The organism is Bradyrhizobium sp. CCH5-F6 (assembly GCF_001556045.1).
Taxonomy (GTDB): Bacteria; Pseudomonadota; Alphaproteobacteria; order Rhizobiales; family Xanthobacteraceae; genus Bradyrhizobium.
This window is the reverse complement of the sequence record NZ_LSIC01000219.1, coordinates 26,449-38,813: the sequence shown is the minus strand read 5'-3', so window position 1 is coordinate 38,813 and position 12,365 is coordinate 26,449. Positions and strand designations below refer to the sequence as shown.

General features: G+C 65.0%; 14 protein-coding genes. 5 read left to right on the top strand and 9 right to left on the bottom strand.

Going from position 1 to position 12,365, the window contains the following annotated elements; translation table 11 throughout:
* Positions 1–83 precede the first annotated feature (83 nt).
* The 3 genes from AX729_RS37965 to AX729_RS37955 form a co-directional block, all read right to left on the bottom strand.
* Positions 84–791, bottom strand: a complete 708-nt coding sequence (locus AX729_RS37965) for an outer membrane protein (protein WP_061030073.1) — start codon at positions 789–791, stop codon at positions 84–86.
* A 285-nt stretch (positions 792–1,076) separates the two neighbouring features.
* Positions 1,077–1,472: a hypothetical protein gene (locus tag AX729_RS37960; RefSeq protein WP_061030150.1), complete on the bottom strand. Its 396-nt coding sequence runs from the start codon at positions 1,470–1,472 to the stop codon at positions 1,077–1,079.
* Positions 1,473–1,701: 229 nt separating this feature from the next.
* The gene (locus AX729_RS37955) at positions 1,702–2,094 is read right to left on the bottom strand and encodes a His-rich protein BRANT (protein ID WP_061030071.1); all 393 of its coding nucleotides are present in this window, start codon (positions 2,092–2,094) and stop codon (positions 1,702–1,704) included.
* A gap of 250 nt (positions 2,095–2,344) precedes the next feature.
* On the opposite strand from AX729_RS37955, the gene AX729_RS37950 reads away from it, so the two are divergent.
* Together AX729_RS37950 and AX729_RS37945 are read left to right on the top strand one after the other, a co-directional pair.
* Positions 2,345–2,887, top strand: coding sequence for a tetratricopeptide repeat protein (locus AX729_RS37950; RefSeq protein WP_061030068.1), 543 nt, complete (start codon positions 2,345–2,347; stop codon positions 2,885–2,887).
* A gap of 123 nt (positions 2,888–3,010) precedes the next feature.
* The gene (locus AX729_RS37945) at positions 3,011–4,399 is read left to right on the top strand and encodes a serine hydrolase domain-containing protein (protein WP_061030066.1); all 1,389 of its coding nucleotides are present in this window, start codon (positions 3,011–3,013) and stop codon (positions 4,397–4,399) included.
* On the opposite strand, the gene AX729_RS37940 is transcribed toward AX729_RS37945, so the two are convergent.
* Complete coding sequence (locus AX729_RS37940) at positions 4,386–5,954, bottom strand: S10 family peptidase (RefSeq protein WP_061030064.1); 1,569 nt, start codon at positions 5,952–5,954, stop codon at positions 4,386–4,388. The two genes, AX729_RS37945 and AX729_RS37940, sit on opposite strands and share 14 nt — an antisense overlap.
* A 253-nt stretch (positions 5,955–6,207) precedes the next feature.
* On the opposite strand from AX729_RS37940, the gene AX729_RS37935 reads away from it, so the two are divergent.
* The gene (locus AX729_RS37935) at positions 6,208–6,987 is read left to right on the top strand and encodes an NAD kinase (protein ID WP_061030060.1); all 780 of its coding nucleotides are present in this window, start codon (positions 6,208–6,210) and stop codon (positions 6,985–6,987) included.
* Here AX729_RS37935 and AX729_RS37930 read toward each other — a convergent pair.
* From AX729_RS37930 to AX729_RS37920, 3 genes are read right to left on the bottom strand one after another with little or no spacing between them, the layout of a single operon-like run.
* Complete coding sequence (locus AX729_RS37930) at positions 6,981–7,586, bottom strand: hypothetical protein (protein WP_061030148.1); 606 nt, start codon at positions 7,584–7,586, stop codon at positions 6,981–6,983. The genes AX729_RS37935 and AX729_RS37930 overlap by 7 nt on opposite strands.
* A 34-nt stretch (positions 7,587–7,620) precedes the next feature.
* Positions 7,621–7,875, bottom strand: a complete 255-nt coding sequence (locus AX729_RS37925) for a helix-turn-helix domain-containing protein (protein WP_061030058.1) — start codon at positions 7,873–7,875, stop codon at positions 7,621–7,623.
* A 2-nt stretch (positions 7,876–7,877) separates the two neighbouring features.
* Positions 7,878–8,441 carry a DUF2975 domain-containing protein gene (locus tag AX729_RS37920; protein WP_061030057.1) on the bottom strand — a complete coding sequence of 188 codons (564 nt, stop codon included), beginning with the start codon at positions 8,439–8,441 and terminating at the stop codon, positions 7,878–7,880.
* A gap of 172 nt (positions 8,442–8,613) precedes the next feature.
* Between AX729_RS37920 and AX729_RS37915 the strand changes: the two genes are divergently transcribed.
* Together AX729_RS37915 and AX729_RS37910 are read left to right on the top strand one after the other, a co-directional pair.
* Positions 8,614–9,159, top strand: coding sequence for a response regulator (locus AX729_RS37915; RefSeq protein WP_008549760.1), 546 nt, complete (start codon positions 8,614–8,616; stop codon positions 9,157–9,159).
* A 28-nt stretch (positions 9,160–9,187) separates the two neighbouring features.
* Complete coding sequence (locus tag AX729_RS37910; RefSeq protein WP_061030054.1) at positions 9,188–9,766, top strand: Hpt domain-containing protein; 579 nt, start codon at positions 9,188–9,190, stop codon at positions 9,764–9,766.
* Between the two features lie 116 nt (positions 9,767–9,882).
* Here AX729_RS37910 and AX729_RS37905 read toward each other — a convergent pair whose 3' ends face one another.
* Positions 9,883–11,058, bottom strand: coding sequence for a DUF2336 domain-containing protein (locus tag AX729_RS37905; protein ID WP_061030052.1), 1,176 nt, complete (start codon positions 11,056–11,058; stop codon positions 9,883–9,885).
* A 217-nt stretch (positions 11,059–11,275) separates the two neighbouring features.
* The gene (locus tag AX729_RS37900) at positions 11,276–12,337 is read right to left on the bottom strand and encodes a hypothetical protein (RefSeq protein WP_061030147.1); all 1,062 of its coding nucleotides are present in this window, start codon (positions 12,335–12,337) and stop codon (positions 11,276–11,278) included.
* Between the last annotated feature and the right edge of the window lie 28 nt (positions 12,338–12,365).

Below are 12,365 nucleotides of genomic sequence, written 5' to 3'. Positions count from 1 at the left end.
CACGGCAAACGAGGGGCCGGCCGGACGGGGACAAACGAAAGGCCGGCGGGGCCGGCCTTTGTCAGAACGTGGTTGCGGCTGGCTCAGTAACGGGAGGCCGCCGGGCCGCCCCATCCGAAGCGGTAGTTCACACCGACCTTGACGGTATGCTCGTCCTCCCGGCCACGCACGCCGACGACGTCGGCCGGGCCGGAGGTGAAGGTGGTGCTGCCGAAATTGTAGTATTGGTACTCGGCCTTGGCCGACCAGCTCGGCGCGAACATGTATTCGAGGCCTGCGCCGACGGTGTAGCCGTCCTTGGCGTTGCCGGTGGTTGTGAAACCCTGCGGCACGCCAGCAATGTTGACCCCGAGATTGTTGTTACGCCAGGCATAACCGCCCTTGGCGTAAAGCAGCGTCGGTCCCCAAGTGTAGCCGATCCGACCGGTCACCGACCCGATCTGGTCGGTGTTGGAGGTGACCTGCGTACCCAGCGGGAAGGTGACGCCGTTGTTGTTGGTCGGCAGCCAGGAATACTGAGCCTCGATACCCACCACCCAGTTGGGTGCGAACTGGTAGTCGAAGCCGCCCTGCACGCCGCCCATGAAGCGGGCGTCGCTCGACTGGAAGCTGCTGTCGCCGGCAAACGCGCCGCCGACATGGCCGCCGATGTAGAAACCGGTCCAGTTGTAGATCACCTGCGGCGGCGTATAGGCCGGAGCCTTGGTGTAGGTGCGCGGCTGCATGTCGGCCGCGGCGGCCGGCGCGGCCAGCGCAAGCAGAGCGACTGCACCCAGCAAAATCGTCTTCATTGTCATCCCCGTTCTTTCAAAATCGACACTCCGGAAACAACGTGGCGTGATTTAGGTTGCTTCGCGGCGATGCCGGAACGTTGATCGTTCGTGACTGTGACGGGTCGGCAACAACGCGATTTTGTTCCGCCACATCGCCCTGCGCCGTCTGTTTTTTGTCCGCGCAAGGGCTGCCGTAGCGATTTGTCGCAACCCGAAACCACCCCGTTCAAAGCTCGCCGAAATGTGATCCAGCGGCTCCGGCTGCTTCCCGTCTAACATCAGGCGATGAAGGCGGGCTTTGCGCTACCGCGTCATCTTTTCCAGTTCCGGAAAGGGTGCGTAAACCGCGCCGGCGCAGAGATCGCTGGTACGGTCGACCACGCGGTCCGCGCGGCCATTGACGAAGATCACGGCGCGCTCGCGCATGCCCTTGTAGCTGCCATCGGTCTCGCGCGGGGTGAAGTGCAGGCAGCTCACATAGAACTGCCGGCCGCCGACCTCGCGCTGCACGGGCTCGGCCATGCTGGCATCGCGCACGCCGACCGGATTGTTCAGATAGGTCCGCATCAAGGCCAGCGTATCGCTCCGGAAATTGTCGGGAAACGGCTGCGGCCCACCGGCCTGCGTCCCACCCAGCAGGGTTGGGCGGTCACCGTCGCTGCCGAAGCACGCCGCGAGCGCCAGTGGCAACGCCAATATCACCGCACATGTCGCCAATCGCCCCACAGGCCCGCTCTCCGCTCGATCAGGTCAGGGGCCGTTCTAGCCCCAAGCCTGCACGAAGGGAATTCGCTTGCAGAGGCGCAAACAGCGCACCGGTCCGCCGCCGGCACCTCGAGCTTTCGCGCGAGACATGGCAACGGACCAGCCTGAAGTCCGCACGCGGCGGCGGGGCAATGCCAGGGATTGCCGCCGCGCGGGATCAGCCTCAGTTGCGCTTGTCTGATGCCGCCGGCTTGGTCGCGTCCGGCTGCGCCTTCTGCTGCTCCTTGGCCGTGACCTGCTCGTGGGGATGGCGATCCTTGCGCACGGTCTTGTGCTCGTCGGACTTGACGGCCGCGTTGGCGTTCATCGCGTTCGATTTGCCATCCGTCTTCGCATCCGTCTTGGCGTCCGTCTTGGCATCCGCCTTGACGTCGGCAGCCTTCGTGTCGGCCTTGACGCCCGCCTCCGGCTTCACGGCGGTGTTCGCCGCCTTGGTCTGGCCCTGGTCCGCCTTGATGACAGGCGCGGTCGTGGTGGTCTTGTTTGTCTCGGCCGCGAACGCCGGGGCGGCGATCACGGAAGCCGCAAGCAAGGCTGCGGAAATGGTCTTCAGCATGGTGGTCTCCTCTTGGAAGGATCTTGAGGCGGCGCCCTCTCGTCACCCCTTCGATCGTGGTGTGAGCCTAGGAGCCCCCCACTGAACCGGTTCTGAAGGCCGTTGCAGGCTTCCGTTCATCTCGATGACGCGTTTGTCATCTCCGGACCGGACGAATAGATCGTGCCAAGCGGGAATGTTTTTGCCCCACGGGTGTTCCGGTCTTCAGGCAATCGTGTAGGATCGCCACGTTCCATACGGGAGAACATCAATGCGCAGACTCTCAATGCTTCTGGTGCCGGGACTGGTCTCGATGGCGCTGGCGGCCGGGCCGATGCTGACCACCGCCTATGCCGCCGGCAGCGATGAACCTTCGTCGCCGCCGAAGTCGGACACGTCGACCAAGAAGGGGAAAAAGAAGAGCTCCTCCGTCAGCGATCCCAAATTCCTGGCAGCCTATCGCACCGCCTACACCGCGATCTACGACCGCCACGACTACACCGGCGCGATCGACCAGCTGAAGTCGCTCAAGCGCGACGACGTCGCCGATGTCGCCAATCTGATCGGCTACTCCTATCGCAAGCTCGGCGATTACCAGTCGTCGAAGACCTATTACGAGCTGGCGCTGAAGGACGATCCGAACCACGTCCGCACCTGGCAATACTACGGCCTCTGGCAGCTCGAGCAAGGCAACCGCGAGCAGGCGCAATATCACCTGAACAAGATCGCCTCGCTCGCCGGCACCGATAGCTCGGAGTATCGCTCGCTCGCCGCCGCGCTCGACAAGCCGACCGGCGCGACGCTCGTCTACTAAGAAGTGGTCTATAGCGACCTGGCGTTTTAAACGACGAGAACGGGCACAACCTTCCGGGTTGTGCCCGTTCCGCTTTCTCGGCTAGCTTCGCGTACCTTGTTTTCCCACACAAACTGGTGCGCAATGGACAAGTGGTTGCGGTCCGCGATCGACTACATCGGCTCCTGGATCGAATTCCAGCAGACGACGTTGCAGCAGCCGGGCGTCATCGTCGCATTCGCGCATCGCGGCAAGATCGTCGCCGAGCACGCGTTCGGCCTCGCCAATCTCGATACCGGCGAGAAGCTCACCCCGCGCCACCGCTTCCGCATCGCCTCCCACTCCAAGAGCTTCACCTCGGCCGGCATCATGAAGCTGCGCGAGCAGCGCAAGATCCGGCTCGACGACACGGTCGGCCAATATGTCGACGGCCTGCATCCGCGCGTCGCCGAGACGACCATCGCGCAAGTGCTCTCGCACAGCGCGGGATTGACGCGCGACGGCGCCGATTCCGGCCAGTTCATCGACAGCCGCCCCTATCTCGACGCCAGGGAGCTGCTTGCGGAATTGAAGCTGGGCACAGCGATCGAGCCCGGCACCCGCTTCAAATATTCCAATCACGGGTTCGGCCTGATCGGTCTCGTGATCGAAGCCGTGACCAGGGAGCCCTACCCGGTCTGGATCAAGCGTGAGATCATCGAACCGGCCGGCTTGCGGGAGACCGAGCCCGACGCACCGCTTCCCAGGGGCGCGGCGCTCGCGCGAGGCCATACGCGAAAGATGCCGTTAGGCGAGCGCTGCGTGATCCCCGGCGACAATCCCGCACATGCGATGGCATCAGCCGCAGGCTTCGTCGCCACCGCCGCCGATACCGCCCGCTTCTTCGCGCAGCTGGCCCCCAACGCGAAGAAGAGCGTGATCTCGCTCGCGAGCCGCCGCGAGATGACGCGGCACCATTGGCGCATCCCGCAGAGCTTCGAGGCCCATTACGGCCTCGGCGTCAATGCCGGCAAGACCGACGGCTGGGACTGGTTCGGCCATGGCGGCGGCTTCCAGGGCTACATCTCCCGGACCTGTTGCATTCCGGCTTGCGAGCTCGCGATCAGCATCCTCAGCAACTCCATCGACGGTGCGGCACCGGTCTGGATGGACGGCGCGATGCAGATCCTGCGCGTGTTCCAGACGCGCGGCGGGCCGGACCGGCGCGTGCGCGACTGGACCGGCCGCTGGTGGACGATCTGGGGGGCGACCGATCTCGTCCCCGCGGGCAACCGTGTGCTCGTCGCCAATCCGCAGTTCAGCAATCCGTTCATGGATGCCGCCGAGATCGAGGTCACCGGCCGCGACACAGGCAAGCTCGCCTGGGCTGCCGGCTATGCCAGCCACGGCGAGCCGGTGCGCCGCGTCCGCAACGCGCGCGGCAAGGTCAGCGACATCTGGATCGCTGGCGCGAACGTCAAGCCGGCGAGCGCCGTGGCACGCGAGATCGCGCGACGATACAAGCCGCGCAAGCGGCGCCCTATTCCCGAATGAGCGCCTCGACCTCGCTCCGGAATGCCTGCCGCGAACCATCACGCGAATAAAACATGTGGCCGCCGGGATAGACGACGAACTTCACGCGCTGCGTCACGAAGGCCGGCAACTGGTCGAGCACCCGCTTCGTTCCGAAATAGGGCGTGGCGAGATCGAACAGGCCGTGCGCGACCAGCACGTTCAGCTTCGCATCGGTGGCGACGATCTGGCGCAGCTCGGAGACCGATTGCGGCGGGTTGATGCCACGTCCGAAATCCCACTGGCCTTCGACCGCGCCGTTCAGGACTTCATAGGAGCCGTCGGGCCGCCAGTTGAGCTTGCGCGTCAGGACGTCGACGGCGGCGCTCGTCAGCGGCGCCTGAAGCGCATCGCCCGAGGGATCGCCGAAGCGTGAGCTGGTGGAATCCGGATACGGATCGAAGCCACGCACTGAGGCATCGTAACGTCCCGTCACCTTGCCATTGTTGCGATCGAATTCGCGGCGGAATTCGCCGACATCGAAACGGCCGGCGAGCCTGCGGCTCACCGCCTGGTCGATGCCGGTGAGCGCGGCGACCTTGTCGGCAAGCCGATTGGTCGCCTCCTTGTCCGCCTCGCCCTTGACGAGATCGGTCAGGAATTCGCCGCGCGCGTAAGCCTCGACGTCGGCGAGGTCGGCACGCTTGACCGGGCCTTTGGCTTCGCGCGCGACCGCGACATAGCTCGGCAGCGTCGCGACATATTGCAGGAGGCTCGTGCCTGTGAATTCGCGGAAGTCGAGCAGCGGCGAGACCAGGATCAATCCCCTGACACCCACGCCGTGCTGGAGTTGCAACTGGCGCACCACCTTGGGTCCGCGAATGCCGCCATAGCTCTCGCCCGCGACGTATTTCGGCGAGACCAACCGGTCGTGCTTCTCGAGCCAGCGGCGGATCACGAGCGCGATCGAATTGGCGTCGCCGTCGACGGAGTAGAATGACTTGCGCGCATCCTCGCCGCTGGCGACGAAGCGGCTGTAGCCGGTGCTGACGGGATCGATGAAGACCAGATCGGTGAAGTCGAGCCAGGTCTCCGCGTTGGGCTTCACCTCGGGCGAGGCCGAGGGCGACAGCGCCTCGCCGTCGAGCGGCAGCCGCCACGGACCGGCCGCGCCGAACTGGAGCCACGCCGAGGACGCGCCGGGCCCGCCATTGAACAGAAACGTCACGGGGCGCGTCGCGCGGTCGGCACCGTCGAGCTCATAGGAGGTGACGGCGATGTCGGCCAGCGGCTCGCCCTTGCCGTCGAACACACGGATCGACCCGGCAGTCGCGGCGAAGTTGAGGGTTCGGCCGGGCAGATCGAGCGTCTGTTTCGTGGTCGAATCCGGCGGGAGACGGCGCGCATCGGCCGCCGATGGGGAAGCCTGCGTCACGCTTTGCGCGTTGCTGCTGCGACCGCCCTTCTGTCCGGCCGACGATGCCGCCTCGGCGCGCGGCTGCGGCGGATCATCCGCGCGTGCAACGCCCGAAAGCGCAAGAGCCGACACCGCCAGCACCAGGCTCGCGCGGCGCAGCATCTGTAAATTCGTGACCATGATCGTTCTCCCTGCCCGGCTGTGACAGCCGGTGCGGACGGAAGGATTAGCGCGGAATTGCGACGGTTTGGGGGATCATTGGTCTGGCGGGGCCTGAAGGCGCCGTCCAGGTCCAGATCGCACGGTCGTGTCCAAATCCGGATGGACAGTCTCCGTTAGCTTTGGAAGGCGGTCCTCCTCGACAATGCAGGCCTACCTCGTATAGACGAGCCCGGCGGAACTTACTCGAGCCAGCGGCACTGCCCGGGAAGCCATGACAAAGCCCTCGCGATACGACCGGATCGCCTTCGTCGCCAGCCCGAGCAGCGAGGCGCAGGCCGCCTTCAGCCAGCTCACCAGGGACTATGGTAATTGCGACCTCGGAGAAGCCGACGTCGTTGTCGCACTCGGCGGCGACGGGCTCATGCTCCAGACGCTGCATCAGAACATGCGGACGGGAAAGCCGATCTACGGCATGCATCGCGGCACCGTCGGCTTCCTGATGAACGAATACTCGACCCACGATCTGCGCGCACGGCTCGAGGCCGCTCACGAATCCGAGATCAATCCGCTCTTGATGCGCGCGACCGACGTCAACGACCGCGTCCACCTGCACCACGCCATCAACGAGGTCGCCCTGTTCCGGCAGACCTACCAGGCCGCGCGCCTGCGGATCCTGATCGACGAGCGCGAGCGCATGTCCGAGCTGATCGCGGACGGCATCATGGTGGCGACGCCGGCCGGCTCGACCGCCTACAACCTGTCCGCACAGGGGCCGATCCTGCCGATCAACGCCGCGCTGCTGGCGCTGACGCCGATCAGCGCCTTCCGCCCGCGCCGCTGGCGCGGCGCGCTTCTGCCCAACACGGCCTATGTCGTGATCGAGGTGCTGGAGGGCGACAAGCGGCCGGTGGCGGCGGTCGCCGACCACGACGAGGTGCGGGACGTCCGCCGCGTCGAGGTGCTCTCCGACAAGACCATTTCGATGCGGATGCTGTTCGACCCCGGCCACAGCCTGGAAGAGCGTATTCTGCGCGAGCAATTCGGCTATTGAGATTCAGCGCGCGGCTCACTGCCGCACGGCTGAATTGATGCCAGCCCGCCTGCCATTGCAGGATCGCTCAGCAGGTCGAAATCCCTGACGACGGGAACGAAGCTCTTGGTCTCTGATGTCATCAGATAGATCGTCACGGGCAGCGATGTCTGAGGTGCTGCCTTCGCGCGGCAGAATTCCCTGGCGCCGACGCCGAGCCCCATCGACCCGCGCTTGCCTTGCTTGCCCTGCTCGATCATCGACGCACGCAGCGCCTCGAAGCGCGCCGCATCCGCTGGCGACAAACGATAGGCGTGGATCGAAGCTCCCTGCGGCGGCGCCTGCAGGCCGGCGCGCTCGCGGGCTTCGCTGATCTCCATCATGGCGAAGCTGGTTCTTGCTTCTGCCTCGCCCGTCAGCTTGGTGACGACATCAAGTTTGACGCCGCCCGAGCGCGGTCGCAGAGTCTCGGGTAGCTGGATGGCGACCCGTAACATCGACAAATCGGTCGTCTTGGCATCGATGCGGGCCAGCGGCGGAATTGATGTCAACGGCACCGAGCCACATCCGGCAAGCACGAGCGCAGCCGCATTCAAGAGAACGCGCGCAAGGCGGTTCATCGCAGGCATCTCCAGTCTGGATTTGAAGGATTGGCTAGGCCGATTTCTGGCCGTCCGCGCGAGGCCCTAACGCGCCAACCGCGTTGTCGGCGACGTATTCGAGGATATCGCCGGGCTGGCAGTCCAGCACGGCGCAGATTCGCTCCAACGTATCGAAGCGGATGCCGCGCACCTTGCCCGACTTGAGCAGGGAGACATTCGCTTCCGTGAGCTCAATGCGCGAGGCAAGTTCGCGCGACCTGATCTTGCGCTTGGCGAGCATGACGTCGAGGTTGACGATGATCGGCATGGTCAGATGATCTCACTGTTCTCGTTCCACGCACGAACGGCATCGGCCATCACCGTTGCGAAGGCGACGAGCGCGAGGCCGCTCAGCACCGACAGCACATGCGACTGTTCGATACCGAACATGACTACGAGCTGGCCGGGCTGGTTGGCGTGCGTCAGGTTGATCGTGGTGAGCATCTGCACCAACGGTGAGATCAACGCATTGCCGATCAGCGCTAGGCCCATTCGGCGGATGCGCCAGGCATTGTCGGTCACGAACACCTCGCCGCGAGCGAAACGAGAGAACAGCATCGAGAGCTGCAGCAGGGCGTAGATAACAGGCGCAAGGCCGATCAGGCTGATCAACGCGCCGGCGAGGCGCGTACCGGAATCGAGCGTGAACGGCCGGGCCCCCAGTGGGGACTGGGTCGCGATCCAGTGCCGTAGCACCTCGTCGCTCGACCAGAGCAAGGGCACCGCGAGCACCGCTCCCGCGACGCAGACGAGCGCTCCGACGCTGACGATCCGCCCGATACGCCGCAACCGCGGCTCGGCTGGCACAGGAAAAGGAAACACGATCACGCTCATCGGAGTAGCTCCCGTTCGACTGAGTATTTTTATTGTTTTACAATAAAAAATGGCAGAAATACGATATTTCAACGCATCTGCTTCGATGGACCGGTAAACGCAGCGGCAACCCTTCATTAACTCCCGCCACGATATGGTTAACGAAGGTTGACCCGCTTTTGGCCCGGGCGTCATGTTCCGTATCGACTTCAACAAGCTGCGCTTCCTCGTCTGCGACGACAATCCGCACATGCGCCGCATCCTGCGGACGCTGCTGCATTCCTTCGGCGCGCGCGAGGTCTATGAAGCCGAGGACGGCGCGACCGCGCTCGAAATGTACAGCCACTACGTGCCCGACATCGTCATCACCGACTGGGCCATGCCGATCTTCGACGGGCTCGAGCTCGCGCAGATGATCCGGCAGCCGGAATCCAAGGGCAATCCTTACGCACCGATCATCATGCTGACCGGTCATTCCGAGAAGCGCCGCGTCACGGTGGCGCGCGATGCCGGCGTCACCGAATTCCTGGCCAAGCCGATCTCGGCAAAGGGTCTCTACCAGCGCATCCTCAACGTGGTCGCCAACCCCCGCCCCTTCATCAAGACCAAGACCTATTTCGGGCCCGACCGGCGCCGCAACACCAACTCCGCCTATATGGGTCCCGAGCGCCGCGTGGGCGAAAAGCACGAGGTGCTGCAGCAGCCCTCGCTGCTCGACAAGGCCCGCTCCTCCATCTAGCGCAACGTCTTCAACCGAGGCAGGTATCATGGCGAGGAACAGCGCAAAGGACATCGAGGTCAAAGCCTTCGCCACGCATCACGTCATCACCCAGCCCAACCCGCTGCGCAAGGTCCTGCGCCGCGTCGAAGAAAAGGACATGGACGATCCGGTCGCCCGCGCCGAACAGGCGCTCGCGAGCCTCGCCGGTGAGTTCGAGGACTGGATGGCGATCGAGGTCGAGCGACTGTCCGCCGCCTGGGCTGCCGTGCAGAAGGACGGCTTCACGAAGAAGCTGCGCGACGAGATGTTCCACGCCGCACACGACATCAAGGGCGATGCGGCGACTTTCGGCTTTCCTTCGGCGGCTGGAATCGCCGAGAGCCTGTGTCGCGTCATCGAGCACGCGCCTGATCTGGCAAAGGTGCCGGCCGAGCTCTTCACGCACCACATCAACGCCATTCTCGCCATCGTGCACGAGAACACCAGGCTCGACAGCAGCAGCGTCTCGGCCGAGCTCAGCCGCCGCCTGCGCAAGGTCGCGGACGATTATCTCGCCCACGTCAACCGCGACCGCCCGGAGCATCTCGAGGTGATCCTGGCCCCGAGCATCGCGCCGGCGGAGTAGGCTTCGCAGGTCTCTCGTCTCGTCATTGCGAGCGCAGCGAAGCAATCCAGAATCCCTGCGCGGAAAGAGTCTGGATTGCTTCGCTGCGCTCGCAATGACAGCTTTTGCGGGTCCAGCTACGCCGCAATCAGGTCATCATAAACCGGATCGACCGCGTCGTCCGCGACGAGCTCGTCGCAGAACAGCCGCGCTTCTTCGCGCGCGGATTCGGTGGCGAAGCGGCGCAGCAGCACCATCAGCGGCTGGGTAGCGCCACGGTCGGTCTCGCAATGGGTGAGCACGCGCTCGACCATGCGCCGGCGCAGTCGCACCGCGCCGTCGTCGCTGTCGACGAAGCCCTGCTCGTGGCAGGCGTCGAGCGCGACCTGGAACGCCGCAAACGTCGTCTCGGGAAGCCCGGCGCGACGGAGCAACGCATGCAGGCTGTTGCCGCCGCGTTCGTGCAGCAGCGCGGACACGCGTGGCAGCGGCAGATCGGCCAGTTCGGCCAGCGCCGCGTCGAACAGATCGAGATTGCCCGAGAGCAGTGCACGCAGGATCAGCCCCGCGGTAAGCTGGCCGGTGATGCGCAGGTGCCGGACCAGGCCCTCCATGTCCTCGCCGCGCGAGCGCGCTGCGATATTCATGGTGGAGCGGTCACGTGCCTCGATCGTGATGCGCTCGGCACGGTCCGCGCTCAGCCAGTTCCGCGCCACGACGAATTGCGCAAGCGTCTCCGAGAGCTTGGCCACCAACGCCGCACGCGTTGCGGCCGGCAGATCGTCCAGCACCAGCATCGCCTCGCGGATCGCGGCGAGATGGCCGTGGCGCTCGACGATGCGGTCCCAGGAGAACGGCGCGAGCTCGGCGTGAGGGTTCTCGATCAGCTCCAGCGCAGCAGCGGCGCAGCCGACTTCGGCGATGGCAGCGCAGACCGATACCGGCAACGCGATGCGGCGGGCGACTGCGCATTGCACTTCGTCGTTGCCGGTCGCGACGATATCGACGAGATCGGCGTCGACCAGAAGCGGAGAATGTTCGAGCACGGGCAGCGCGACGGTCGGCTGATCTGCCGAGAGCGCGCGGACAATTGCGGCCGGCGCCTCGGCGCTGCGGGCGAAGGCCTCCGCCATCGCCTGCCGCACCAGCGGCGAGGGATCGTCGAGCAACATCAGCAGCGCGCCTTCGGCGGCGATGCGGTCGTCTGTAGAAAGGTCCGAGATCAGCCAGGCCCGGGCCAACGCCCGTGTTGCTTCGGCCCGCTCGCCGGCGGGCGCCGTCCTGATCCAATTGATGAACTGCCGAACGATCATCCTGCTTCCGGCTTACACAACAAACGAGAACGGTGACGGCTCGTCACCTGCAACACAAAATAAACCACGACGCTTAACAAAGCGTTCACCATAACCGACTGGTATTATTGACGTTTTGTTAAGGGAACAGAGCCGCCCGGGATGCGTGCCGTGCCCGGACTCTCAGAGCGAGGCGCGCGCTTCGCGACGCGCCTTGTCCGGGACAGGAGTGGAGATACTAGCTCGAGAACGTACCGCTACGATCGCTGAAGAGATCGAGCGGCTGCGGCGCACGCACATCCGGCGCCGCCGATGCGACCGAGGTCAGCGAGGCATTGTTGCCCCACAATTTCTGCACCGTGGTCGAGACCGGCTGCGTGGCATCACCGGGCTGATAGATTGAACGAAACACCGGCGTGCTCGGCGCGTTGTCGGCGACGGTCGTCGGCGAAGTCGCACTGACGGGCGTTACGGCGCGTGCGTTCGGAAAGGTCTGAAGATAGGCGGCATTGTCGATCACCGGTGCGGTCGGCTGCACACCGTTGGCGCTCGCAACTTCAGTGGTCGACGGCGTGCCGCCATACATCGCCATCGCGCTGCGGGTGACCTTCGAATTTGCCGCGCTGGCATAGCGCGAATCCAGGACCGAGTAGACCTCTGACACGCTGCGCGCGCGGCCGTCCTTGGCGTAGAAGATCGATCGATTGGCGGCGGCCGCGTTGGGAAACAGCCGCGCGCCGACCGCTTGCGGATTGTCCTCGGCGTTGGCGATGAGCTTCGCGGCTCCGCCGACGCCCATGAAATGCGCCATGTAGAGCTCGCTGTCGCTCGGCCTGCGGCCGAGCAGACCGGTGAGCTTGAAGCTGTTCGACTGCGTCAGTGCAGCCGCCATGGTGGATGCGGCTTCGGGATCGTCGCGCAGCTTCATGATCGACCGCTTCATCGCGGGATCGTCGACGGTGTAGGTGCCCGACGACGTCCTGGTGATGGCCTCGGCGTAGCTGCCATAGCCGAGCTGGGCGCCCGCCTCCTTCACCGTACCGAGCCAGGTCTGGTCGATGAACTGGTAGAGCCCGTGCGCGGACGAGGTCGTGGCCCCCGCCGTCGGATCGAAATCCGATTCCATCTTGGCAGTGGTCAGCATGTACTGGAAGCTGACGCCGCTGATGTTCGAGGCTTGCTTGATCGCGCCGGCAACACGCGCCCGCGACGGATCGAGTCCGACCGTCTGCGTGGCACCGGAATTATCGACCGACATGATGACGTGCCCGCCCCGCGCGGCATTGAGCGGCGCCGGCAATTCGGCACCCGTGCGTCTCACCGTGGGA